We start from the raw sequence: 24,501 nt of genomic DNA, 5'->3' as shown, positions 1-24,501 counted from the left end.
TGAACAATCAACCTTTCCTTACTAGCTGCAATAAAGCCTCCACACTCTCATTGATCGAGACCTTTTCATTCGTACTCTGCTTCAAAAAATTCAGTATTTGAGGATATCTCGTAATGGCTTCATCGATTTCTGCAGACGTGCCTTTCTTATATGCCCCTATATTGATCAAATCCTCAGAGTTTATATAGGTGCTTAATAATTCCCTCAATCTCTCAGCAGCCTTGACATGATCATCGCTGACAATATTGTTCATGATCCTGCTGATACTTTTCAGGACATTCACTGCAGGGTACTGGCCTTTATTGGCTAAGTCCCTGTCCAGTACAAAATGGCCATCCAGGATTCCCCGGACCGTATCCGCAATCGGCTCATTCATATCATCTCCATCGACAAGGACAGTATAGAAGCCAGTGATTGACCCATATTCATTGGTACCTGTTCTTTCGAGAAGCCTTGAAAGGATCGCGAACACCGACGGAGTGTAGCCTTTGGTGGTTGGGGGTTCGCCAACAGCAAGACCAACTTCACGCTGAGCCATCGCGACTCGTGTTACTGAATCCATCATGAGCATGACATTCAGGCCCTTATCGCGAAAATATTCTGCGATCGCGGTTGCCGTATAAGCCCCTTTGATCCGCATCAATGCCGGCTGATCTGATGTTGCAACAACGACAATCGAACGCTTTAAACCTTCAGGCCCTAAGTCGCGTTCAATGAACTCCCTTACTTCCCTTCCACGTTCTCCGATCAGCCCGATGACATTCAGGTCTGCGGTGGTGTTTCTCGCAATCATCCCCAGCAATGTACTTTTCCCAACGCCACTACCCGCGAATATCCCAACACGCTGGCCATTGCCAACTGTCAGCAGACTGTCAATCATCCTGACTCCCACTTCGATAGGTTCTGAGATTGGCGGCCTGCTCAAAGGGTTGGGTGGATCTTGCTCCGTAGGAACCGAGGCAAGTCCTTTCGGAAGACTGGATTGATCCAATGGGACTCCCAGAGAATCAACGACTTTCCCGATCAAGCCCGGTCCAGCTTTTATTTCAAGTGGTTTCATTGTAGTTTCCACTAGACTTCCAGGCGAGATATCATGAAGAGATGTATAAGGCATCAGAATGACATTTTCATCTTTAAAACCAACGACCTCTGCCTGGATTTTCCGTTTCTTCTTTGTGCCTACATGGATAAAACAAACATCTCCAATTGAACTTTCAGGACCTTGAGACTCGATCATCAAGCCGACTACCCGCTTGACCCTGCCATAGCGCTTGAAGCTATCCAACGAGTCGACATGCTGCAATAAATCCTCAGCCTTCACTATAGTTCACTCTCCAAAATCTCGAAAAGTTTATTCTTGATTTCCTCTAACTGGCTGTCCACACTCGCATCAGTCCTGCCATTTTCAGACTCGATCACGCAGGCCGATTCTTCCAGTTCATCATCTGGATAGATATAGAACACAATCTCTTTTGGGAAGATCGCGATCAATTCTTCTTTGTGTGCAAGCAATTCCTGATAATGATTCGGATGGACATGGAGCTGAATATCCTTATAATCCCTTGCGTTTTTCAACGCTCTTTTAACAAGCGGAAGGAATCCTTCTTCAGCGGCCAGTTTTTCTCCAATGATCTTCCCAGCGATTTTTACCCCAAGGTCGAGAATCACTTTTTCCGATGAATCGATATGGTTCTGATAATCCTGTTTTGCCGCTTCCACCGTTTCTTGCGCAAACATTATTGCCTGACGGTATTCTTCGTAGCCTTGATGTCTGCCATCTTGGAATCCCTGTTCAAAACCCGATTGTCTGGATTCTTCCGCCAGAAGATTTTTTTGCCTCTCCCAATCCTGCTTTTCCAATTCAACTTGCTTCCTGATAAGATCGGCTTCCTCCATCGCCTTTGAAAAGATATGATTCGCTTCCATTAACGCGTTATCTAGGATTCTCTTCCTCTCGTCCTCTGTATGGGTGAATACAGGTGAAGCCGTTTCTGCCTCTAAGGAAGTTTCCAGCATCCTGATGGAAATGACTTTCTTCTCTGTTGGCAAAGTACTGGTGAACTGTGATTTGATTAGCCTAGACAATGATATCATCCCCTCCGCCACGGGCAATGACGATTTCACCGGCTTCCTCCAGGCGGCGAATGATGGCGACAATCCTTGATTGGGCCTCTTCCACATCGCGAAGCCTTACAGGGCCCATGAATTCCATTTCATCCTGGAAGGTTTCAACCATGCGTTTAGACATGTTTTTAAAGACAATCTCCTTGACCTCATCACTTGAAACCTTAAGAGCAAGCATAAGATCTTCATTTTCACAATCGCGGATAACACGCTGGATCGCGCGGTTATCAAGTGTGACAATATCTTCAAATACGAACATCCGCTTTTTGATTTCCTCAGCAAGCTCAGGGTCCTGGATTTCCAGGGCATCGAGAATTGTGCGCTCGGTTGCACGGTCTACACCGTTCAACACATCAACAACAGCCTCGATTCCGCCTGTTTGAGTATAATCCTGCGTGACCGTAGCTGACAGCTTTCTTTCAAGGATTTGTTCAACCTCATTAATGATTTCCGGCGATGTACTGTCCATCACTGCAATACGACGGGCAATATCCGCCTGTACTTCCTGCGGCAGTTCAGATAAAATCTGGCCGGCCTGGGCGGAGTCCAAATAAGAAAGGATCAGTGCGATCGTTTGCGGATGTTCATTTTGTATGAAATTGAGAATCTGGCCAGCATCGGCTTTACGCGCAAAATCAAACGGCCTTACTTGCAGTGATGAGGTCAATCTATTGATGATCACCGCTGCCTGATCGTTTCCTAATGCTTTTTCTAAGACCGTTTTCGCATATCCGATTCCACCCTGGGTGATGTAATCCTGCGCCAGGGCAATGTTATGAAACTCTTCAAGAATTTCTTCCTTTGCGATGGAATCCACTTTTTTCACACCTGAGATTTCAAGTGTAAGCTTCTCGATTTCTTCTTCACTTAAATGCTTGTATACCGAAGCAGAAACATCTGGTCCAAGCGAGATCAGGAGGATGGCTGCCTTCTGTTTTCCGGTTAATTCTTTTTGGTCTTTCCTCACTGTTGGTCCTCCTCCTAATCCTCAGAAATCCATGTCCGCAATAGCTTCGCGAAATCCTCTGGCTTTTCTTTCGCCATTTTTTCCAGCTGTTTTTTCTTCATTGTGCCCTCTGTCTCAAATTCCTTGTTCACATCAGGAACACGAATTGGTTCATACTTTTCTTCCATGACATACTCTTCTTCTTCCAATTTGTTCTTTCTTGATCTCATGAATAACAGCAACAGAATCACGATTGCCGCCAGCAGCAACCCGCCAATGAGGTATATCCACCAAGGCAGTTTTTCAACAACCTGATTATCAAATGTAACCTTGCCGTTGAATGGCTGGACAGAAACGACGACTTTGTCCTCGATCAATTCATCAGTCAACTCTGATCCAAGAGCATCTTTGTCAATTGTTGTCCTTATAATCGTACCCAGGATTTTTGTTATATCTTCTCTTCTTTCCTGAGGCAATGAATTAGGGTCATCAGGAGTCGGAGGTTCAACCATTACCTGGATTCCCAAATCCCTCACCTTGTACGGGCTTTCTGTTATCTCTTTTCGGATCCTGCTTACTTCATTATTAATGGTCTCTTCCACTCGCTCATAATCACCGTTCCCGGTCGCTCCTTCAAGGTATTGGGAACCAGTCGTTTCACCAGGATTTCCTCCTTCAGGAATTCCTCCAGCCTGATCTGCATTGCCGGTGAATGTCTCTGTGATCCGCTGGGCACTGATTGCGATGCCTTCCATATTTTCTTTATCAACAGGCTCAACAATGTTTTCTTCCCTGTTTTCCTGGGTAAAGTCAATATCGGCAGTTACTGAAACAACGACTTTATCATGACCCATAAGCGTTCCGAGCATGTTTTGGACTTGTCTCTGGACGTCTCTTTCAATCTGTTGTTTTATTTCATGCTGTGAGGCAAATGTAGCACCACTGGAATTTTTTTCATTTTTTAAATCAAAATACTCAAAAAACTGATTCATGATGACGATATTATCTGTAGGAAGATTCGGAACACTTTTTGCTACCAGATGGTAAAGAGCAGTGATCTGTTCATCTTTGAATTGATAACCCGGACTTGTATTTAGCACGATGGATGCTGAAGCCGGCCCAGCATTATCACTGACGAATATCCCCTTTTCAGGAAGGTTAATCATTACATTAGCATCATTTACTCCGTCGATTCCTTTCATCAAGTTGGCCAATTCCGTCTGCATGGCTTCAAGCTTCAATACATTGAACTCATTATCTGTCATGCCCATACCTGCGTTCTGGCTAAAGAAGGAATAATCGATACTGCCAGATTTCGGAATCCCTTCAGCCGCCAGCTCTACTTTCAAGCTATCGACCGCCTCTTCGGGAACCATGATGGTTTTTCCGCCATCCGTTATTTCAGATGTAATGCCCCTGGCATCCAGACTTTCTTTGATCGTTCCAGTCTCTGCGGGCGATAAATTGCTATAAAGCGGAACTAGGGAAGTCCTTGTTACAAAAAAGGCGGTAAGGACGGCAACGGTCAAAACAAAGAAAATAGAAGCCCCAATACTTATTTTTTGTTTTCTGGTGCGCCCTTGCCAGAAATCCTTCATTGTATGTAGATACTTTTGAACGGTTTCTTTCATTTCAATCCCCCGGTTATTATGTCTCTTCTTTTTATACAGCTAATAACCGATCTAATCTTAGTTTTTAGCCTATAATATTAAACTTGCATTCTCATCATTTCCTGATACGCTTCGATTACTTTATTTCTGACTTCCATGGTTGCCTGCAGTGTTATGCTTGCCTTTTGGCTTGCAATCATCACCTGGTGGAGGTCAACATTTTCTCCACGCGCCAATTTTTCTGTCAGTATATCGGATTGAAGCTGGGTTTGATTTAAATTTTCAATTGATTGCTTAAGTACGGACGAAAAACTTTTCTGCGCTTCGTATGGTGTAGGTGTGGGAGTAGACCCTTTTGTTTCAAACGGCTTGACCATTTGGGTTACTGAATTGATCCCAGCTGTGTTCATTTAGTTATCTCCTTACTTTCCAATTTCAAGTGCTTTCATCATCATGCCTTTAGAGGCGTTGAAAACTGTGACGTTTGCTTCATAGGAGCGAGTAGCGCTTATCAAATCCACCATTTCTCTCAAGGGGTCCACATTGGGATATGCAACATAGCCATCTGCATCTGCATCGGGATGCTCTGGATCATATACCATTTTGAGCGGGTTTTCTCTGTCTTCTATGATTCTTGTTACTTTAACTCCATTTCCAGCTCCCGAGCTGTCTGTTTTTCCCATTGCTTTATTGAGAAATGAAGAAAAGTTTCCTTCCTTTGGCTGCATGACGACCATCTTCCTGCGGTAAGGCTCTCCATTCACCCCTCTTGTGGAATCCACATTCGCCATATTGGAGGAAATGACGTCCATTCTCAAACGCTGCGCAGTTAACGCAGAAGCTGTAGTGTTCATGCTATGAAAGATTGTCATCCTTACTTGCCTCCTCTTATGACAGATTGGAGCGAATTGAATTTACCATTGATTCTTTCAGTCAGCGCATTGTAGTAAATTTGATTCGTTGCCATATCGGCCATTTCTTTATCCAAATCAACGCTATTCCCATTCTCGTTATAATTGACGTTTGGTTTACTGATGATTCCAGGCATGCGGCTTGGCTTGCTGCTGAAATCATAATGTCGTGAGTCCGATTTATGAGCTTGAAAGGATTGTCCCATGACATCCTGGAATACCGCTTTGAAAGACACATCCTTCGCTTTATAGTTCGGCGTATCAACATTGGCAATATTTTGCGAAATAACTTTCTGCTTTGCAGAAGAGTAGTTCAGCGCATGTTCCAGCGTCGATACCGTATTTGAAAACAACTTCATTTTTACACCTCTCATTTACAAAACAGGATGATTTTGCTGAATTTTGTAATTCCTTGGTGAATTTCGTCAATCTATCACTAATTGTAAAGAATCTGAAATAATCTGTCTATGTACTTTCAGTTAATTTTTATCATGCATAATGCTCATTTTACAAAACAGTACAAAAGACCTATGCACTTACTTTTTTTTATATTTTTTAAAATACCACCCATTTTATTGTCAAGTTTTATTAGATAAATAGGGTCAAAGGAATTAAAAAAACCACCTTTAAAGTTACTTAATTAGGATAAAATACTCATAACAATTTATGTATTTTCCATTATTTTCTTTATTTTTTTAATAAAGTTAATCGCTTCTGCATCTACCTGTGTAAAAAAACAGCAATCTTTTTGTAACATTTAACGATTTACTCCAAGCATAAATTTCTATTATATGCAAAAAACTTCGCTGATCATCAGCGAAGTTTTTATGAAGACATACTTGACTGTTGATTTAGGTTCCAGACACTCGCTTTCCGCGAGACTGCGGAGAGCCTCCTAACAGTCTTTAGCGTCTCCTGGGTCTCTCACTTGTCCAAGTTGTTCCTGCAGCACTTTGATAAAGCTTCTACACAGCTGGCCAGGCTTTTTTCGAAGTAGTTTACCCTTTGATTAAATTAAGCAAAATGACAAAAAGGGATTCGGAATGAGACCATCCGAACCCCTTTAGTCAACAAAGTAAAATCCGCTGAGATCAGCGGATTTTCTTTTAGCTATTTTTAAGTTTTTCTAGTTCAAACAAGAACTTATCGTTCAATACTTTAATGTATGTTCCCTTCATTCCTAAAGAACGTGATTCAATGACGCCTGCGCTTTCAAGCTTACGCAATGCGTTTACGATGACAGAACGAGTGATGCCGACTCTGTCTGCGATTTTTGATGCAACAAGCAAGCCTTCCTTTCCATTAAGTTCTTCAAAGATGTGCTCGATTGCTTCAAGTTCACTGTATGATAGTGAGCTGATCGCCATCTGGACGACAGCTTTGCTGCGTGCCTCATCCTCGATTTCTTCAGCCTTTTCACGCAGGATTTCCATCCCTACAACCGTTGCGCCATATTCGCCAAGGATAAGATCATCATCATGGAACTGTTCTTCCAGACGGGCAAGGATTAATGTTCCAAGTCGCTCGCCGCCACCGATGATTGGCACGATTGTTGTTAAGCCGCTCTTGAATAACTCTCTGTTTTCAACCGGGAATGCTGTATACTCACTGTCAACATCCAAATTCGGAGATGTCTCCTGGATGTTGAATAGATTCTTTGTATACTCTTCTGGGAATTGACGGTCTTCAAGCATTTTAACCATGCGCTCATTCTCGATTTGCTGGTTGATGGCGAAGCCTAGCAGCTTACCTCTGCGGCTGACAACAAAGATATTCGCTTCGATTACTTCACTTAGTGTCTCTGACATCTCTTTGAAATTCACCGGTTTACCGGCAGCTTTTTGGAGCAGGGCATTAATTTTTCTAGTTTTTGATAGTAAGTCCATTGTTTCTTCCTCCTATTTGCTTCAAACAAAATAACATTTATTTAAATACTGGCCAGTTTCAATGCTTTAGCACAATAGGCAGCCTTTATTTGTCTACCCTATTGAGTATGCATTAAAACGGTAAAACATTATAATATGAACTGGCTTAAATCCTTATTTCTTGAAATGGCGCCCAGTTTTTCTTCAACATATTGCGGAGTGATCGCTACCTTCTCAAGATTGATGTCTGGTGCTTCGAAGCTTAGATCTTCAAGGAGCTTCTCAAGGATTGTCTGCAGCCTTCTTGCTCCTATATTATCAGTATTCTGGTTCACTTCGTATGCAACTTCTGCTATCTTACGTATAGCATCGTCAGAAAATTCAATTTGTATACCTTCAGTTTCCAATAAAGCTTCATATTGCTTTGTCAGTGCGTTGTCTGGCTCAACCAGAATTCGATAGAAATCTTCTACAGTTAACTTGGTGAGCTCGACACGGATCGGGAAACGACCTTGCAGTTCTGGTATCAGATCAGAAGGCTTCGCCATATGGAAAGCACCGGCAGCGACGAATAAGATGTGATCTGTTTTGACAGGCCCATATTTCGTATTGACCGTCGACCCTTCCACTACAGGCAGGATGTCCCTTTGAACACCCTCTCGTGAGACGTCGGCACTGGAACCGCCAGAATTCTTGCTGGCGATCTTATCAATTTCATCAATGAAAATGATACCCGCCTGCTCAGCACGATATGTAGCTTCCTGAGTAACCTCATCCATATCGATCAGCTTTTGTGCTTCCTCATTGATCAGCAATTTCCTTGCCTCACGAACAGGAAGTTTTCTTTTCTTCCTTTTCTTTGGCATCAAACCGCTTAATGCATCCTGCATGTTCATCCCCATTTGTTCCATTCCTGAGCCCTGGAGCATATCAAACATGGAAGGTGCCTGCTCTTCGACTTCAACGGTTACCAGCTCATCTTCAAGTTCACCTTGTTCGAGTTTTTGCTTGATGTTTTTCCGTTTTTCGAATAATCCCATATCCTCTGACTGGCTTGTTTCTTGCTCGGGCTGCTGCTGGCTGCCGCCAAAGAGCATCTCCAAAGGATTTTTATAATTCACCGATTTTTTCGCTGATGGGACAAGGAGCTCGACCAGACGGCGATTTGCATTCTCTTCTGCTGGTTCCTTGACTTTCTCCATCTTTTCTTCTTTTACAAGTCTGATTGAAGTTTCGACAAGATCCCTGACCATTGACTCGACATCACGGCCCACATAGCCGACTTCGGTAAATTTGGTGGCTTCAACCTTTACGAAAGGAGCCCCAACCAATTTAGCCATCCTTCTGGCTATTTCCGTTTTACCTACGCCTGTTGGTCCAATCATCAGGATGTTCTTGGGAATGATTTCATCCCTGATATTTTCAGCGAGCAATCCACGTCGATACCTGTTCCTAAGAGCAACTGCCACCGCTTTTTTTGCATCTTTTTGTCCGATTATATACTGGTCCAGCTTTTCAACGATCTGCCTTGGAGTTAAATTTGTTGTCTGTTTCACACTCTTCACTCCTTTTATCATTACAGTTCTTCCACAATGATATTGTGGTTTGTGTAGACACAAATATCAGCTGCAATTTCCAATGAAGACTTCGCGATTTCTTTAGCTGTCAGATGATCTCCAGCATATTGCTTTAGCGCACGGCCTGCAGACAAAGCATAATTCCCGCCAGATCCGATGGCAAGAATGCCGTCATCAGGTTCGATGACTTCACCAGTTCCGGAAATTAGAAGCATACTGCTTTCATTCATAACAATCAGCATGGCTTCAAGCTGCCGGAGGACTTTGTCACTCCTCCACTGTTTGGCAAGTTCCACAGCAGCCCTTTGAAGATTGCCGTTGTATTCCTCCAGCTTGCCTTCGAACTTTTCAAACAAGGTGAACGCATCAGCTACCGAACCGGCAAATCCTGCAATTACTTTACCATTAAACAACTTCCGGACTTTCTTTGCTGTGTGTTTCATCACTACAGCATTGCCCATGGTAACCTGACCATCGCCTGACATGGCGCATTGCCCTTTATGTTGAACAGCAAATATCGTTGTGGCATGGAATTCCGACATCTTTTTCGTCCTCCTTTTGGCTTATGCCCTCGGGTGGTGTGACAAATAAATACTGCGTAAGTGCTCCTTTGTAACATGGGTATATACTTGCGTGGAAGACAGGAAGGCATGGCCCAGAAGCTCCTGGACAGTCCTCATATCAGCTCCATTGCTCATCATATGTGTCGCAAAGGAATGGCGCAATTTATGCGGATGGATTTTCCCGGTAAGGGCAGACTTTTCGATCAGTTTATTAAGGATTTCCCTGATACCTCTGTCTGTAAGAGCCCCGCCACGGAAATTTAAGAATAAATGGCCATGGTCATCCTTGCCATTCAGCAAGTCAGGCCTACCATTCTTTATGTAGTCTTCAATCGCATCCTGAGCAAAACTTCCGAATGGCACATATCGATCCTTTTTCCTTTTTCCATGAACCAAAACAGTCGAAAGCGATAAATCCACTTCCTTCACCTGGATTTTACAGCACTCACCTACACGGATTCCAGTCGCATAAAGCAGCTCCAGGAGTGCTTTGTTCCTTTTTCCAAGTGCTGTCTCGGTTTCACATACTTTGAACAACTGTGATAGTTCCTCTTCGTAAAAAAAATCCGGCAGCCGCTTTTCCAGTTTTGGAATGGATACAAGCGAAAATGGATTGTCACCGACCATTTTCTCACGTAGCAAAAACTTATAAAAGCTGCGCATGCAGGAAATTTTCCGTGCGACTGATTTTCTGGAGAGCTGCTGGTCAAACAATTTTGTCAGGTAAATCCTTGTGTCCGCATACTCTACATCATCCAGACTTGTCAGCCCTTGTTCAGACATGAACAAAAAAAATTCCCTAATATCATGTTGATAATGTTCAATTGTATATTGTGAGTAGTTTTTCTCAATTTGTAAATATTCAATAAATAACTTTAAAGAATTGTTCACATTTGCTTCCATCTTATCACCTCACAAGGGCTACTAAATAGTATCATATTTGTATAGCCCTCGCAATAGAAATTACAAATTTTTCACAAATTTCTGAATTGTTTCCAATGCTCTGGAAGCATGCTTTTCATTACGTTCCTGCTTGGCTTTGATTTTCTCCGGAAGATCAGGGAAAAGACCAAAATTGGCGTTCATCGGCTGGAAGTTCTTTGCATTAGTTGTTGTAATATATCTTGCCATGCTCCCCATCGCTGTTTCATGCGGGAATTCAAGCGGCTCTTCCCCTTTGACAAGACGTGCCGCATTGATTCCGGCGATCAAGCCGCTGGCAGCAGATTCAACATAACCCTCAACACCGGTCATTTGTCCTGCAAAGAATAAATCCTCTCTATTCCTGAATTGGTACGTCGCTTTTAACACTTTTGGAGAGTTAATGAATGTGTTGCGGTGCATCACACCATAACGGACGATCTCAGCATTTTCAAGACCCGGGATTAATCTTAGCACTTCTTTTTGCGGGCCCCATTTCAAGTGTGTCTGGAAGCCAACTATATTGTACAATGTCCCAGCAGCATCATCCTGGCGCAGCTGGACGACAGCATATGGCCTTTTCCCTGTTCTTGGATCCTCTAGACCCACAGGCTTCATAGGGCCAAACAGCATCGTCTTTCTTCCTCTTTGCGCCATCACCTCAATCGGCATGCACCCTTCGAAAAAAACTTCTTTTTCAAATTCCTTCAACGGTACCGTTTCAGCGGTAATCAACGCTTCGTAAAATCTGTCGAATTCTTCTTCTGTCATTGGACAGTTAAGGTAGGCAGCTTCACCTTTATCATACCTGGATTTCAGGTAAACTTTATCCATGTCGATGCTTTCCTTCTCAAGGATCGGTGCAGCAGCATCATAAAAGTATAGATACTCTTCTCCCGTAAGCTGCTTCAATTGCTCGGATAAAGCCGGACTTGTCAATGGACCGGTGGCAATGACTGTAGGCCCATCCGGAATTTGAGTGATTTCTTCATTAATGACCGTTACATTCGGATGCTCTTTTACAGAATTCGTTACGTGTGCTGCAAATTCGTGCCGGTCAACCGCCAGAGCACCGCCAGCTGGTACAGCACAAGCATCTGCAGCTCCGATGATGACAGAGTTTAGCATTCTCATTTCTTCCTTTAATACTCCTACCGCATTTGTCAATGTATTCGCACGTAAAGAATTACTGCATACCAGCTCCGCAAATTTGTCGGTATGGTGGGCTGGTGTCTGCTTCACCGGCCTCATTTCATATAGGTTGACCTTGATGCCTCTTTCAGCAAGCTGCCAGGCAGCTTCACTTCCGGCAAGACCGGCACCAATGACATTTACTGTTGCTTCTGTCATATCTATTTCCTCCATTGCTATTAAAAGTCATCAATAAATGTAATATCATGTTTAAACAGTATGTAATGCTTCAAAGTCAGGCTAAGTCGCATGAACAGCATTATCAAAAAGCTTATTATACCATCTGCCTTAACATAAAGCTTCTATTATATACTCCATCTTACTTACTTTTCCCTGACACCTGTATCATTTTGCACCTTTATTTACGAAAAAGAAAGAAAAAAGTTTCATTTTTAGAAAAGCGGAAGCCCCTTGATCAGCCCTGACAAGCACTGGAGGGCCAGTCAATGAAGTCACTCTTTGACTTCATTGACAGGACACCGAAAACGAAATGTGTAGCCACTGACCAGAAACGCAGAAACTGGAGACTCAGACAAAGAAGCGCTTTTTGCTTCTGCCGGCGGAGTTGAAGTTTCGAAGTTTCTAGGAGGCGAAAATAGACAAGTGACTCGAAGGGCTGAGCGCTGGAGCTGGACAATGAAAAGCGGAGGCGCCATGACAACTTCTTTACAAACATAAAGAGTGAGCCCCTGGCTCACTCTAGCTTTGTGGTTCTTCTTTGTAATCACACTCTGTACACTGAACCTGGACACCCTTTTTAAGCTTCTTCTCGACAAGCATATTTTCGCATTTCGGGCATTTCCTTGCAAGTGGTTTGTCCCATGATAGGAAGTCACATTCAGGATAGCGGTCACAGCCGTAGAAAATGCGGCGTTTCTTGCTCTTCCGTTCGATGATATTCCCCTCTTCACATTTCGGGCACTTGACTCCTATATCCTTCACAATTGCCTTTGTGTTCCGGCATTCAGGGAAATTGCTGCAGGCCATGAACTTTCCGTAACGGCCCATCTTAAAGACCATAGGCGAGCCGCATTGTTCACAATCCTCGCCCGCAGGTTCATCCTTGATTTCGATTTCCTGCATTTCTTTCTCCGCTACCTCTAGACTCTTTTCAAAATCGCGATAGAAATCATCAATGACCTTGACCCAATTGATCTTTCCTTCCTCGACATGGTCAAGATTCTCTTCCATTTTGGCTGTGAACTCGAGATCCAATATCTCAGGGAAGAACTCAAGCATCAATTCATGGATAACCTCGCCAAGTTCTGTCGGAACAAACCGCTTATTATCAAGGGATACATATCCTCTTTTCTGGATTGTATCAAGAGTTGGCGCATATGTTGATGGCCGGCCTATTCCCATTTCTTCAAGTGTTCTGACGAGCCTGGCTTCTGTATATCTTGGAGGCGGCTGGGTAAAGTGCTGTTTCGGTTCCATATCTTTCTTGGTAACCTCGTCGCCTTCCTTAAGGTCGGGAAGGAATTTATCTTTTTCCTCAACCTGGTCATCCGTTCCTTCTACATACACCTTCATGAAACCTGGGAATTTAACCTTTGATCCTGTTGCACGGAAAGTTATATCCCCATTCCTTAAATCCACGCTCATTGTATCCATGATTGCAGAAGCCATCTGGCTGGCCACAAAGCGTTCCCAGATCAATTTATAAAGCCTGTACTGGTCCCTTGAAAGAAATTCCTTTATCTTCTCTGGAACTTTCATGGTGCTCGTTGGCCTGATCGCTTCGTGGGCATCTTGAGCGTTTGACTGTTTCTTCTCTTTTCTCGGCTCGGTTTGGACGAATTTTTCACCATATTCCCCAGTGATATACTCTCTTGCTTCTCCCTGGGCAAGCTCGGAGATCCTTGTAGAGTCCGTTCTCATATACGTAATCAAACCGACTGTTCCTTCTTTTCCAAGATCGATACCTTCATAAAGCTGCTGGGCAAGCATCATGGTCTTCTTGGCACGGAAGTTAAGTTTCCTTGCTGCTTCCTGCTGTAAGGAAGATGTGATGAATGGCGGTGCAGGATTTCTCTTCCTTTCCTTCTTCGTCACTGTATCGACTGAGAATTTGTTCCCCTTCAGTTGCTTGAGGATGTTCTTTACATCTTCCTCAGATTTCAATTCGGTTTTTTCCTTGCCAATGCCATAGAAGGAAGCTTCAAAAGCATTTTTGCCTTTTAGGAATTCAGCGCCGATTGTCCAATATTCTTCTGGCTCAAAGGCCGCAATTTCTTTTTCGCGATCGATGATCATCCTTAGAGCGACTGATTGAACGCGGCCAGCGCTCAGCCCTTTCTTTACTTTCTTCCAAAGGAGCGGACTGATATTGTATCCTACCAGCCTGTCTAATGCACGGCGTGCCTGCTGGGCATCTACCAGGTCCATATTAATCGCCCTTGGGTGTTTGAAAGATTCCTTGATGGCATCCTTTGTAATCTCATTGAATACCACCCGGCAATCGGAATGGACATCAACATCAAGGCTTTGTGCTAAATGCCAGGCAATTGCTTCCCCTTCTCTGTCGGGGTCAGCCGCGAGATAGACTTTCTTTGCCTTTTTAGCGGCAGATTTCAATTCTTTCAGTACGGGACCCTTGCCCCTGATTGTAATGTATTTTGGATTATAGTTATTTTCCGTATCGATTCCCATCTGGCTCTTGGGCAAATCTATCAAATGGCCCATAGAAGCTTTCACTTTATATTTTTTTCCAAGATAACGCTCGATCGTCTTAGCCTTGGCCGGCGATTCGACGATTACTAAAAAATCTGACATCCATTTGTCCTCCTTAGAGGTATAAAATTATCATTAATTATTATATACATATCTTAAAATTGTCAAATTTACCCTAAAAGTAAACGGTTTCATCTGATTTGGGGATTTTAAAATACCTGATGCAAAATGTATAACAGATTGAAAATTATTTCAACCTTTTTGTTGCAATTTCTAATATAAATTCTTAATTTTCTTCCAAAATGGGGCAATTTCAAACAAGCTTAACAGTTGAAACATACCCCTAAAAGTCAATTCTTGCTGCTTTTTAAGCATTATATACAATTCTCTTGTTATCATTCCACATTAGTTTCCGAGTTCCTCCAGAATATCCTCCGGACCTTTTATCAGTTTAGCGCCCTGTTGAATCAAATAGTGGACTCCATCGGAATCTGGAGTCAGAATACTTCCAGGAACAGCAAATACATTCCGTCCATCATTCAAAGCAAAATCTGCGGTGATCAATGAACCGCTCTTCTTCCTTGCCTCAATAACCAGTGTACCCTCTGAAAGGCCGCTTATAATCCTGTTTCGCATCGGAAAATGCCATTTTGCCGCGTGAGTTGCCGGAGGATATTCCGATATCACGAGCTGCTTCTCCATCATATATTCTGCCAGCTTGCTATTTTCCCTGGGGTATAGATGTTGAAAACCTCCAGCAATGACACCGATAGTTTTCCCGCCCAGTTTTATCGCTGTCTTATGGGCATGCGCATCAATCCCTTTTGCAAGGCCACTTACAATCAGAATATTCTTTTCTATTAATGAGGGAAACAAGAAATCAATTGACTTAAACCCATAGTCTGTCGCATTCCTTGAGCCAACGACAGCCAGGGCATTATCTATATTCAGCAGGGAAAGATTACCTTTTGCGAATAGGACCCATGGAGGCTGATAGATGTTTTTGAGTCTTTCAGGGTATTCTTCATCAAAAATGGTGATCAGATGGATATTTTGTGAGGAGTAATGATAGAGAAGTCGATCAACGGAAATAAGCTTAAGGTCTTGGTGGAGTTTTTGTGTTTGAGGTTGATTTTTGAAGGCAAAATGGGTTTCTTCATTAGTATTAGTGGATGCATCGTATTTCAAGATTGAGTAGATGGTTTTCCAGCTCGCATGCCTGCTGTGGACAAGCTGGATCAGTTTCCTTTTAAATTCGTCCATTTTCTTCCCCCTGGGATTAATAAACAGTCCCTCTGTTCGGAGGGACTGCCTGATTGATTATATTAGTGTGTTTTGCACTTATCGTATAAACCTTGTTCCTTCAATACGCCGATCAGCGTTTCACCCATTACAGATGGAGTATCAGCAACCTTGATTCCGCATTCGTTCATGACACGGATCTTTTCGTCTGCTGTACCCTTTCCGCCTGAAATGATCGCACCAGCATGGCCCATGCGCTTTCCTGGAGGCGCCGTTCTTCCGCCGATGAAGCCGACAACTGGTTTAGTCATGTTTGCCTTGACCCACTCAGCCGCTTCTTCTTCAGCCGTACCGCCGATTTCACCAATCATGATGACAGCGTATGTTTCAGGATCTTCATTGAATGCTTTTAAAACATCGATGAAGTTTGTGCCGTTTACCGGGTCTCCGCCGATACCTACAGCTGTTGACTGGCCAATTCCAGCCTGTGTCAACTGGTGTACAGCTTCGTATGTCAATGTTCCGGAACGTGATACAACACCGACATGCCCTTTAGTATGGATATAACCTGGCATGATGCCGATCTTGCACTCTTCTGGAGTAATGACACCAGGGCAGTTAGGGCCTACAAGACGAGTCTTCTTGCCTTCCATATAACGTTTTACCTTTACCATATCCAATACTGGAATATGTTCTGTGATACAGATTGCCAGATCAAGCTCTGCATCCACTGCTTCAATGATCGCATCTGCTGCGAATGGAGCAGGTACATAGATAACAGACGCGTTAGCACCCGTGGTTTCAACAGCCTCTTTTACTGTGTTGAATACTGGAACGCCTTCTACTTCTGTACCGCCCTTGCCCGGAGATGTTCCTCCAACAATTTTTGTACCATATTCAAGCATTTGTTTTGTATGGAAAAGGGCTGTAGAACCCGTAATCCCTTGAACAATGACTTTTGTATCTTTATTAATGAATACGCTCACGTCAAATTCTCTCCTTTCGATCCTACTTAACTAATGAAACGATTTTTTCAGCGCCGTCTGCCATTGATTCAGCAGCAATGATATTCAATCCAGATTCGTTCAGAATCTGTTTTCCAAGATCAACATTAGTACCTTCCAGGCGGACTACAAGCGGTACTTCAAGGCCAACCTGCTTGGCTGCTTCCACGACACCTGTAGCGATGACATCACACTTCATGATGCCGCCGAAGATATTAACAAAGATACCCTTAACATTTGGATCTGAAAGGATGATTTTGAATGCTTCCGTAACTTTCTCTGCAGTAGCACCGCCCCCAACATCAAGGAAGTTGGCAGGGTCTCCGCCGTAATGCTTGACGATATCCATTGTTGCCATCGCAAGTCCTGCACCGTTAACCATGCAGCCGATGTTGCCATCCAAAGAAATATAGCTCAAATCATACTTGGATGCTTCGATTTCTTTTGGATCCTCTTCTTCCAGGTCGCGGTACTCAAGGATGTCCTTCTGGCGATATAGAGCATTCGCATCGAAGTTTAATTTAGCATCAAGAGCCATTACCTGTCCGTCACCTGTAACAACAAGCGGGTTGATTTCAGCAATTGAGCAATCTTTTTCGATATATGCAGTATATAAGCCCATCATGAACTTAACAGCCTGATTGACAAGCTCTTTAGGGATGTTGATATTGAAAGCGATTCGGCGAGCCTGGTATGGCATCAAGCCTAGTACAGGATCGATTTCCTCTTTGAAGATTTTTTCAGGAGTCGCTTCTGCAACCTCTTCGATTTCTGTTCCGCCCTCTTCTGAAGCCATCAGGACAACACGTGAAGTCGCGCGGTCAAGTACCAGACCTACGTAGTACTCCTTCTTGATGTCACAGCCTTCTTCAATCAGCAGACGTTTAACTTCCTTGCCTTCTGGACCAGTCTGGTGAGTAACCAGGGTCTTCCCAAGGATTTCAGATGCATATGTACGCACTTCATCAAGGTTTTTCGCAACCTTGACACCGCCAGCTTTACCCCTTCCGCCGGCATGGATCTGAGCTTTCACGACTACTACTGACGAGCCAAGCTCTTTAGCCGCTTCAACAGCTTCATCAACTGTAAAAGCAACTTTCCCATTAGGTACTTTTACCCCATATTTCCTGAGGATTTCTTTTCCTTGATACTCATGGACATTCATTTCCCATCCTCCTATCTATTAGGAAAACTAGATCGTTTCATGGCCAGATAACGGCCTGAAAAGGTTTTCCTAAGTAGAAAATATAATTCATTTAAATTTTTAAAAAATAGACTGCGCTTTCATTTTATATAATGAAATATTGATTGTCTACCTTTATGATTTAAATATTTCCCCTTTTTAAATATTGTAAAAAAGTATCACGGTGATTGTATGCCACTATAAAAAGCCGGGATGATAACCTTTCCCGGCTTTTAGCATCGAAATTTATGGACAGAAAAACTATTTTTGTTGATAGAAAATATTAATTTCGTCTCCCTGCTTGCTGATCAAGATGATAGATATAGGAAAAAACCTCGGCGACTGCCTGGTACAGCTCTTCTGGTATTCTTTCATTCAATTCCAGCTGTGACAATACTTCCACCAGGGACGGGTCTTCCTGGATGGGAATATCATGATCCTTTGCTTTGTCTATGATTTGCTGAGCAACCAGGCCCTTTCCCTTCGCCATCACTTTCGGGGCATCCATGCTTCCCGCGTTATACCCCAAGGCAACAGCTGTCTTTCTTGTATGCTTAGGAGTTTTCATATTTTAATATCCACTCCATAATATTCTTTTTGCCCGTATAATTCTGACAGATTGCGCTGATTACTTTTGCCATTGGATTCTCCTGGGACATGGAAGTGAACAGATGATAATTTATATTCCAGTTCAGATAACTTCGTTTTCAATATCGGCGTCATCTGTTCGGCCATTTTTTTAAGATCAGGTTGATCATTAAAAATCTGTATGCTCATGACTCGATTCTGAACCTGCATATCGATTATGGTATCGTCGAGGTACTGCAGTTTCAGATAGAAGAGGACACGGCAGAAATCAGCGTCTATTTTACCATCTTCAGTCCTTTTCCCACTCCACTGCATCGAGAGTTCGCTTGTCTTCCCTCCCAGAATAATTGGGACCTGGACCACGAGCTGCTGGATGGGGCCTGCTTCCTGCGATAGCAGCTGGAAACCTGTAAGTTTGTTTACCAGCGGCTCTGCAGCATCTTTGACAGTCTGGGGAGGATTTTCATTCAACAACCGAAGGGTCAGTGATTTAAGTGTATCTGCAACTTGCGCTCTCCCTGCCTCGCCATCCTTCATAGCTTCACTAAGTTGATATTCGTAAGATAGGCCCAGAGCAGAAAGGAATCTTTTAATCTTTACATCCGACAGAAGTGAGAGTCCGTGTTCCTGAAGTACAGGTGCCGGCTCCGCTTTGCCAGCCGCTTCCGATAACAGCTGGGCATGCACCCCCACTGTACCGGCTTGCTGCTGTCTTCCTGCAGCCTCCAGCAGTTTTAATCCTGCTTGTTCCCAGTCTGCCTTACCTGCAAGTAAGAGGGATAGCGCACTGCTGGCATTAGAGTGTGATAATAGCTGTTTAAAGGCCAGGAGCCCGGTTTGCGCATTTGTGTTTTTGCCATTTGCCCTGTCAAAAATGAAATGAAGTGAGTCTGCGACATCATTGATAGGGAATGATTTATCATTAATGGAGCTTGCCATGATCTGCCGAGCGGAAAAACTGTCTCCCTTCTCGATAAGCGTGAGGACTGTTTTTAGAAACCTCAATGCTTCTGGCAGATTCTCTTCCGCACCATCCAGATTTTGAAGATTCGATAACAGCTGCTGTAAAACATTGTTTTCACTGCTTTTCGCGGGAATCGCTCCGTACTGTTGAAGAAGGTCCAGAGCGGCTTCACTATGCTTGCCATTGCTGCCGAGCCATGCTGAAGCAAGATGGTTTAAAGCGGCTGCAGAAGATATTGTCTTGTTTGTCGGCAGCAACTCATTCAAAAGCCTTCTAAGGCTTACAATTGTATCTGACTCATCTGCTGCCTCCAGGGACTTTCCAAGCTGTTCCATAATCATAACCAGAGATTGTTCCTTCGTGGCTGTATAAAGGGCCTCAAATGCAGCCTTGGTGACAGGCATCCCCCTTGTCAGCAGCATCTTTATGGCATCCTCCCCGGCAGTCCGGGATTCAACCGTTTTCAACCATTCTGAGGCGAGTTTAAGAAGCTCACCATTGACAGGGAGCTGTTCCTTGATGAAAAAACGGACAAGATCCAGGTTTTCCTTTGTCGGCTGCAATCCGAATTCAGACAGGATCCTGGTCAGGTTTCCTGGCTGGCCCTTCTCATCAGCACTTGAACTGATCAGCTTTAAGTGGACTTTTCCTTCTCCAGGCTGAACCTGAAACCAGTAGCGTTCATTTGCCGATAACGGCACTTCTAATTGGGCGACCATTTTTTGGTTCCCGATTTGGACTTCTGCTACTTGATCAGGGAATAGCTTAATGATTTTTCCATTGATGATTTGTCCTGGACGAAATTCGGTTATTTTTGTCTGCTGTGTTGTCTTTTGGTTAAATAAACTTTTAAGCGCTCCTGTTTCCATGGTTCACCCGCTTTGCCAAGTTCTAATGAATACACTCTCTTACTGGAGCGAAGGTCTTGCGGTGATGGTCTGTAACACCGTGTTCTCTCAGGGCATTCAAATGCTCAGCAGTTCCATAACCCATATTTGCCTGAAAGCCATATTGCGGAAATCTGAGACCCAGATCTTTCATCAGCCTGTCCCGTGTTACTTTTGCAATGACCGAAGCCGCGGCTATGGAAACACTTCTGGCATCCCCTTTGATTAATGCTTCAAATGGATAAGGCGTCTCCAGCTTGACTGCATCAATCAAAAGAAAATCAGGATTGATTTCCAATTGGGCTGCTGCATGGAGCATCGCTTTTTTACTGGCCTCAAGAATATTGATTTCATCTATTTCGGCAGCTTCGATGATTCCGATTCCGACAGCAAGGGCTTGGTCATTAATGATTTTAAAATATTCTTCCCTTTTCGCTTCTGTCAGTTTCTTAGAATCATTGAGACCTGGAAGGTAAAAATCCTCTGGCAGGATGACTGCCCCTGCTACAACCGGGCCAGCAAGCGGTCCGCGGCCTGCTTCGTCAATACCGGCAATGAACCTGAAACCCTGGGACCGATACTTCCTTTCAAAAGAAGTCATCTCAACAAACTGACTGTGGGCCAGCTCTTTTTGCACTTCTTGCTTTTCCCACTTCATGATGAGTTTTTGAACACCTTTGCGGTTGTCTTTTTTTAATTCCTCAATGTACTCCCTGTCCACTTTTTCTTTACTGAATAGCAGCTGATCAATTTCGCCAATTGTCCATTTTTCCATAGCCTATTTCCCCTAGTTATGTTCTTTATTATGTATCGGCAAGAAGAAAGAAAAATAAAGGTCCTGGAATCAGGACCTTCAATTTTCTTCTTGTTTATCCGCATCTTCATCCCTCAACAGGTCTTGAGGCCTTTCAAAGGAGAGAGGACCTAATTTTTCTGTGCGTATTTCCCGAATTACCAGTTCAGCGACTTTATCATAGTCTACATAACCGCCAGGCATTTTGCAGCCCCGGAAATTGCCAATCTCGTCGAAAAGCTCAACGATATCCTCAGGGAGCGAGGAAAGCTTGTACCTTTCCTGCAGCCGCTCAGGGTAATACTTTTCTAAAAACCTTAAAGCATATACGGTTAAATCCTGAAGATTGAGGATGGTATCCTTGATAGCCCCTGTTATAGCGAGCTTGGTCCCTACCTCCTGATCCTCAAACTTTGGCCAGAGGATACCCGGAGTATCAAGGAGTTCAAGTTCCTTTCCTACCTTGATCCACTGCTGGGCTTTCGTCACACCCGGCCTGTTCCCGGTCTGGGCTATATTCTTCCCGGCAAGACGGTTGATCAATGTCGACTTCCCCGCGTTCGGAATCCCGACAATCATCGCCCGAATCGCTCTTGGCTTGACTCCTTTAGACTTTAAGCGGTCAAGTTTATCCTTAAGCAGGACCTTTGATTCCTGGACTATTTGCTTTAAGCCTGTCCCGGCCTGCGAGTTGATTGCAAGTGCAGTAATCCCTTTTTCGCGATAATAGCGCAGCCACTCATCGGTGACAGCTTTGTCGGCCATATCTGCTTTGTTCAATAAAACTATTCTTGGCTTATGCTGGATGATTTCATCAATCATCGGATTTCTGGATGAGTATGGAATCCTGGCATCCACCAGTTCAAATATGACATCGACAAGCTTTAGTTTTTCCGTGACCTCTCTGCGAGCCTTGGCCATATGGCCAGGAAACCATTGGATCGTCAAAGCAGCCACCTCCTATCTGTTTACATCTTTCAATACGGCGGCAGTTCATGGACTAGTCTATTGTGCGGATATCCTCAACCGGCCAGTAAATGACGTTTGTTTTTCCCAGTACCTTTTCGAATGGAACAGTACCTATGTGACGGCTGTCTTTGCTGAAACGGCGGTTATCGCCCATGACGAAAAGATGGCCTTCAGGGACTGTTTCACTGCCAATCTTTTCTTCCAGCGTAAATGGGTCTGTCAGCGGCCCATCAATCACCTGTTTTTTATATTCTTCCAAGTATGGTTCTTCGTATGCTTTGCCATTCACATACAGCGTGTCATTTTTGTATTCTATTTTATCGCCTGGAAGGCCGATGACTCTTTTTATGTAATCTTTGTTCTCTGGGGCATGAAAGACAATGATATCGAATCTTTCAGGCTCGCCTACTTTATAGCTTAGCTTATTTACGATCATCCTGTCCTGGTCATGGAGAGTCGGCATCATCGATAATCCGTCCACTACGATTGGAGCAAATAAAAAGTAGCGGATCACAGCTGCGAGCACGACAGCAATCAGCAGTGCCTTCGTCCATTCCCATAGTTCATTCTTCTTTTTTTCGGCCATTCTTTTCCCACCATTCCAAAATAAATGTAGTTTAGGTACATAACTTTATTTTACATAAGTCAGTCAAGATAAACACGATGGGCGGTGATTTTTTAAAATAAATTTTCAAACTGGCATTTTGTAATGAAAAAGGAGCTTGGCTAGGCAAGCTCCTTTTTGACATTCATTCTTATCGAATTTCTTTGATACGAGCTTTTTTACCACGCAGGTTACGCAGGTAGTAAAGTTTCGCACGGCGTACTTTACCGCGACGGATAACTTCAAGCTTCGCAATTTTTGGTGTGTTAACAGGGAATGTACGCTCAACGCCTACTCCGTAAGAAATTTTACGAACAGTAAAAGTTTCGCTGATTCCACCACCACGACGCTTAATCACTACACCTTCAAACAACTGGATACGTTCACGAGTTCCTTCGACAACCTTAACGTGTACACGTACTGTGTCACCAGGACGGAAAGATGGAAGATCAGTGCGAAGTTGTGCTTTTGTGATTTCTTCGATTAATTGTTGCATCGTTTTCAACTCCTCCCACGAATGCTCTTGCACACTTTCTTTGCAGCGGAACATTGTTATATGCGGCAAATAGCACGATTGCTTTTAGCCACAAGAAGTATCTTAACATAAACATGGACTGACTGCAATATTATTCATTAAGTTTTATCAGTTCATCCAGCCATTTTTTTTGCTGATGTGTCAAGTCTGCTTCTTCAAGAAGATCAGGTCTCCGGCTCAGCGTCCTTCTCAGGCTTTCCTTCATCCTCCACTCTTCAATCAGCTTATGATTGCCGGAAACAAGGACATCCGGAACCTTCATCCCACGGAAGTCGGCCGGTCTGGTATAGTGTGGATGCTCGAGCAGGCCTGTGCTGAAAGAATCCTGGATATGGGACTCTTCACTGCCCAGTACACCCGGAAGCAGGCGCACAACGCTGTCGATCACGACCATTGCCCCGAGCTCGCCGCCTGTGAGGACATAATCGCCGATTGAAATCTCATCAGTGATAACATGCTCACGGATACGTTCGTCATATCCCTCATAATGTCCGCAGATGAAAATTAAATGTTCTTCCTTCGCCAGCTCTTCCGCTTTCTTCTGTGTGTACCTTTCCCCCTGGGGACACATCAGAATCACTCTTGGCGAAGAGCTTTTTGCCTGCTCTTTCAAATCAGATACCGCATCAAATATCGGCTGTGGCTTTAATACCATGCCAGCACCGCCGCCATATGGATAATCATCGACTGTCTGATGTTTGTTATCAGCAAAGTCCCTGAAATTGACAACATTGTACTGTGCAGCTCCTTTTTCAGAAGCCTTTTTCAAGATCGAATGGCCTAATACGCCCTCGAACATTTCCGGAAAAATAGAAAGGACATCGATATTCATCATGAGAGAAGCCCTTCCATCGGCTCGATCACAATCATCTTTTCCTTGACGTCAACTTTTTTCACAATGTCTTCTATATACGGAATCAGGATTTCCTTGCCTTTCTCTCCCTTTACCACCCATACATCATTGGCACCTGGTGTAAGGATTTCAATCACCTTGCCAAGTTCCTCACCATCTACGGTCATCATTGTGCAGCCGATTATATCCTGGAAATAGAACTCGCCTTCCTCCAATTCGCCGCGCTGTGTCTCAGGAACCTTGAGGATACCGCCCCTCATCCTTTCAACCTGATTGACATTATCGAAACCTTCAAATGTCAGCAGATTGAAATTCTTATGGGTTCTGTGGCTTTTTACGACCAATTCCTCGGGATCCTTTGAACCAGGCATGAATAAAAATAGTGTGTTGCCTATTTTATAACGCTCTTCTGGAAAGTCAGTCCTCGAGATCACCCTTACCTCGCCCCGGATTCCATGAGTGTTGACAATCTTTCCGACATTAAAAAATTTCTCCATT

24 protein-coding genes are annotated in these 24,501 nt (G+C 43.7%); all 24 read right to left on the bottom strand.

The features are described 5' to 3' along the window. Positions 1 to 7: 7 nt before the first annotated feature. Positions 8 to 1,321, bottom strand: a complete 1,314-nt coding sequence (fliI, locus tag M3593_RS08690) for a flagellar protein export ATPase FliI (RefSeq protein ID WP_144474872.1) — start codon at positions 1,319 to 1,321, stop codon at positions 8 to 10. Continuing rightward, positions 1,321 to 2,085 carry a flagellar assembly protein FliH gene (gene fliH, locus M3593_RS08685; protein ID WP_251542010.1) on the bottom strand — a complete coding sequence of 255 codons (765 nt, stop codon included), beginning with the start codon at positions 2,083 to 2,085 and terminating at the stop codon, positions 1,321 to 1,323. The genes fliI and fliH overlap by 1 nt, the downstream gene beginning before the upstream one ends. Then, entirely contained in the window at positions 2,078 to 3,091 is a 1,014-nt protein-coding gene (fliG, locus tag M3593_RS08680; protein ID WP_144474870.1) for a flagellar motor switch protein FliG, read from the bottom strand. The genes fliH and fliG overlap by 8 nt, the downstream gene beginning before the upstream one ends. A gap of 14 nt (positions 3,092 to 3,105) precedes the next feature. Further along, a complete protein-coding gene (gene fliF, locus M3593_RS08675) occupies positions 3,106 to 4,701 on the bottom strand; it encodes a flagellar basal-body MS-ring/collar protein FliF (RefSeq protein ID WP_144474869.1) in 1,596 nt (531 codons plus the stop codon). Between the two features lie 77 nt (positions 4,702 to 4,778). Then, on the bottom strand, positions 4,779 to 5,057 hold the full coding sequence (fliE, locus tag M3593_RS08670; protein WP_251542365.1) for a flagellar hook-basal body complex protein FliE: 279 nt from the start codon (positions 5,055 to 5,057) through the stop codon (positions 4,779 to 4,781). A 45-nt stretch (positions 5,058 to 5,102) separates the two neighbouring features. Beyond that, positions 5,103 to 5,552: a flagellar basal body rod protein FlgC gene (gene flgC, locus M3593_RS08665; protein ID WP_251542012.1), complete on the bottom strand. Its 450-nt coding sequence runs from the start codon at positions 5,550 to 5,552 to the stop codon at positions 5,103 to 5,105. A 2-nt stretch (positions 5,553 to 5,554) separates the two neighbouring features. Further along, positions 5,555 to 5,950, bottom strand: coding sequence for a flagellar basal body rod protein FlgB (gene flgB, locus M3593_RS08660; protein ID WP_144474867.1), 396 nt, complete (start codon positions 5,948 to 5,950; stop codon positions 5,555 to 5,557). A gap of 747 nt (positions 5,951 to 6,697) precedes the next feature. After that, complete coding sequence (gene codY, locus M3593_RS08655; RefSeq protein ID WP_144474866.1) at positions 6,698 to 7,477, bottom strand: GTP-sensing pleiotropic transcriptional regulator CodY; 780 nt, start codon at positions 7,475 to 7,477, stop codon at positions 6,698 to 6,700. A 128-nt stretch (positions 7,478 to 7,605) separates the two neighbouring features. Beyond that, complete coding sequence (gene hslU, locus M3593_RS08650) at positions 7,606 to 9,033, bottom strand: ATP-dependent protease ATPase subunit HslU (RefSeq protein WP_186326640.1); 1,428 nt, start codon at positions 9,031 to 9,033, stop codon at positions 7,606 to 7,608. Continuing rightward, entirely contained in the window at positions 9,033 to 9,575 is a 543-nt protein-coding gene (gene hslV, locus M3593_RS08645; RefSeq protein ID WP_251542014.1) for an ATP-dependent protease subunit HslV, read from the bottom strand. Before hslV ends, hslU begins: the two co-directional genes overlap by 1 nt. 21 nt (positions 9,576 to 9,596) lie before the next feature. Then, positions 9,597 to 10,499, bottom strand: coding sequence for a tyrosine recombinase XerC (gene xerC, locus M3593_RS08640; RefSeq protein ID WP_144474863.1), 903 nt, complete (start codon positions 10,497 to 10,499; stop codon positions 9,597 to 9,599). Between the two features lie 60 nt (positions 10,500 to 10,559). After that, entirely contained in the window at positions 10,560 to 11,867 is a 1,308-nt protein-coding gene (trmFO, locus tag M3593_RS08635; protein WP_144474862.1) for an FADH(2)-oxidizing methylenetetrahydrofolate--tRNA-(uracil(54)-C(5))-methyltransferase TrmFO, read from the bottom strand. Positions 11,868 to 12,407: 540 nt separating this feature from the next. After that, positions 12,408 to 14,483 (bottom strand): type I DNA topoisomerase, encoded by a 2,076-nt coding sequence (gene topA, locus M3593_RS08630; RefSeq protein ID WP_144474861.1) that lies wholly within the window; start codon positions 14,481 to 14,483, stop codon positions 12,408 to 12,410. Between the two features lie 303 nt (positions 14,484 to 14,786). Further along, on the bottom strand, positions 14,787 to 15,644 hold the full coding sequence (dprA, locus tag M3593_RS08625) for a DNA-processing protein DprA (protein WP_251542019.1): 858 nt from the start codon (positions 15,642 to 15,644) through the stop codon (positions 14,787 to 14,789). Between the two features lie 62 nt (positions 15,645 to 15,706). Then, complete coding sequence (gene sucD, locus M3593_RS08620) at positions 15,707 to 16,609, bottom strand: succinate--CoA ligase subunit alpha (protein ID WP_144474859.1); 903 nt, start codon at positions 16,607 to 16,609, stop codon at positions 15,707 to 15,709. Positions 16,610 to 16,631: 22 nt separating this feature from the next. Next, complete coding sequence (gene sucC / locus M3593_RS08615) at positions 16,632 to 17,792, bottom strand: ADP-forming succinate--CoA ligase subunit beta (RefSeq protein WP_144474858.1); 1,161 nt, start codon at positions 17,790 to 17,792, stop codon at positions 16,632 to 16,634. A gap of 301 nt (positions 17,793 to 18,093) precedes the next feature. Further along, the gene (locus M3593_RS08610) at positions 18,094 to 18,378 is read right to left on the bottom strand and encodes an EscU/YscU/HrcU family type III secretion system export apparatus switch protein (protein WP_251542021.1); all 285 of its coding nucleotides are present in this window, start codon (positions 18,376 to 18,378) and stop codon (positions 18,094 to 18,096) included. After that, the gene (locus tag M3593_RS08605) at positions 18,375 to 20,231 is read right to left on the bottom strand and encodes a hypothetical protein (RefSeq protein WP_251542023.1); all 1,857 of its coding nucleotides are present in this window, start codon (positions 20,229 to 20,231) and stop codon (positions 18,375 to 18,377) included. The genes M3593_RS08610 and M3593_RS08605 overlap by 4 nt, the downstream gene beginning before the upstream one ends. 22 nt (positions 20,232 to 20,253) lie before the next feature. Further along, positions 20,254 to 21,024, bottom strand: a complete 771-nt coding sequence (locus M3593_RS08600) for a ribonuclease HII (RefSeq protein WP_251542025.1) — start codon at positions 21,022 to 21,024, stop codon at positions 20,254 to 20,256. 78 nt (positions 21,025 to 21,102) lie between these two features. Beyond that, positions 21,103 to 21,990 (bottom strand): ribosome biogenesis GTPase YlqF, encoded by an 888-nt coding sequence (gene ylqF / locus M3593_RS08595; protein ID WP_251542030.1) that lies wholly within the window; start codon positions 21,988 to 21,990, stop codon positions 21,103 to 21,105. A gap of 52 nt (positions 21,991 to 22,042) precedes the next feature. Beyond that, positions 22,043 to 22,597, bottom strand: coding sequence for a signal peptidase I (gene lepB, locus M3593_RS08590; protein ID WP_144474853.1), 555 nt, complete (start codon positions 22,595 to 22,597; stop codon positions 22,043 to 22,045). Between the two features lie 169 nt (positions 22,598 to 22,766). Continuing rightward, entirely contained in the window at positions 22,767 to 23,111 is a 345-nt protein-coding gene (rplS, locus tag M3593_RS08585; protein ID WP_041964491.1) for a 50S ribosomal protein L19, read from the bottom strand. Between the two features lie 130 nt (positions 23,112 to 23,241). Beyond that, on the bottom strand, positions 23,242 to 23,982 hold the full coding sequence (gene trmD, locus M3593_RS08580; RefSeq protein ID WP_251542374.1) for a tRNA (guanosine(37)-N1)-methyltransferase TrmD: 741 nt from the start codon (positions 23,980 to 23,982) through the stop codon (positions 23,242 to 23,244). After that, positions 23,982 to 24,500 carry a ribosome maturation factor RimM gene (gene rimM, locus M3593_RS08575; protein ID WP_144474852.1) on the bottom strand — a complete coding sequence of 173 codons (519 nt, stop codon included), beginning with the start codon at positions 24,498 to 24,500 and terminating at the stop codon, positions 23,982 to 23,984. The genes trmD and rimM overlap by 1 nt, the downstream gene beginning before the upstream one ends. Position 24,501 lies beyond the last annotated feature (1 nt).

It is taken from the genome of Mesobacillus sp. MER 48, assembly GCF_023714225.1.
GTDB lineage: Bacteria > Bacillota > Bacilli > Bacillales > Cytobacillaceae > Mesobacillus > Mesobacillus oceanisediminis_A.
The sequence above is the reverse complement of the archived record's forward strand: the minus strand, read 5'-3'. Positions and strand labels throughout refer to the sequence as shown.

Coding starts and splice junctions, on each gene's coding strand:
- fliF (WP_144474869.1), bottom strand. CDS start 4,701: ATGAAAGAAACCGTTCAAAAGTATCTACATACAATGAAGGATTTCTGG.
- fliE (WP_251542365.1), bottom strand. CDS start 5,057: ATGGTCAAGCCGTTTGAAACAAAAGGGTCTACTCCCACACCTACACCA.
- flgC (WP_251542012.1), bottom strand. CDS start 5,552: ATGACAATCTTTCATAGCATGAACACTACAGCTTCTGCGTTAACTGCG.
- flgB (WP_144474867.1), bottom strand. CDS start 5,950: ATGAAGTTGTTTTCAAATACGGTATCGACGCTGGAACATGCGCTGAAC.
- codY (WP_144474866.1), bottom strand. CDS start 7,477: ATGGACTTACTATCAAAAACTAGAAAAATTAATGCCCTGCTCCAAAAA.
- hslU (WP_186326640.1), bottom strand. CDS start 9,033: ATGATAAAAGGAGTGAAGAGTGTGAAACAGACAACAAATTTAACTCCA.
- hslV (WP_251542014.1), bottom strand. CDS start 9,575: ATGTCGGAATTCCATGCCACAACGATATTTGCTGTTCAACATAAAGGG.
- xerC (WP_144474863.1), bottom strand. CDS start 10,499: ATGGAAGCAAATGTGAACAATTCTTTAAAGTTATTTATTGAATATTTA.
- trmFO (WP_144474862.1), bottom strand. CDS start 11,867: ATGACAGAAGCAACAGTAAATGTCATTGGTGCCGGTCTTGCCGGAAGT.
- topA (WP_144474861.1), bottom strand. CDS start 14,483: ATGTCAGATTTTTTAGTAATCGTCGAATCGCCGGCCAAGGCTAAGACG.
- dprA (WP_251542019.1), bottom strand. CDS start 15,644: ATGGACGAATTTAAAAGGAAACTGATCCAGCTTGTCCACAGCAGGCAT.
- sucC (WP_144474858.1), bottom strand. CDS start 17,792: ATGAATGTCCATGAGTATCAAGGAAAAGAAATCCTCAGGAAATATGGG.
- M3593_RS08610 (WP_251542021.1), bottom strand. CDS start 18,378: ATGAAAACTCCTAAGCATACAAGAAAGACAGCTGTTGCCTTGGGGTAT.
- M3593_RS08605 (WP_251542023.1), bottom strand. CDS start 20,231: ATGGAAACAGGAGCGCTTAAAAGTTTATTTAACCAAAAGACAACACAG.
- M3593_RS08600 (WP_251542025.1), bottom strand. CDS start 21,024: ATGGAAAAATGGACAATTGGCGAAATTGATCAGCTGCTATTCAGTAAA.
- lepB (WP_144474853.1), bottom strand. CDS start 22,597: ATGGCCGAAAAAAAGAAGAATGAACTATGGGAATGGACGAAGGCACTG.
- rplS (WP_041964491.1), bottom strand. CDS start 23,111: ATGCAACAATTAATCGAAGAAATCACAAAAGCACAACTTCGCACTGAT.
- trmD (WP_251542374.1), bottom strand. CDS start 23,982: ATGAATATCGATGTCCTTTCTATTTTTCCGGAAATGTTCGAGGGCGTA.
- rimM (WP_144474852.1), bottom strand. CDS start 24,500: ATGGAGAAATTTTTTAATGTCGGAAAGATTGTCAACACTCATGGAATC.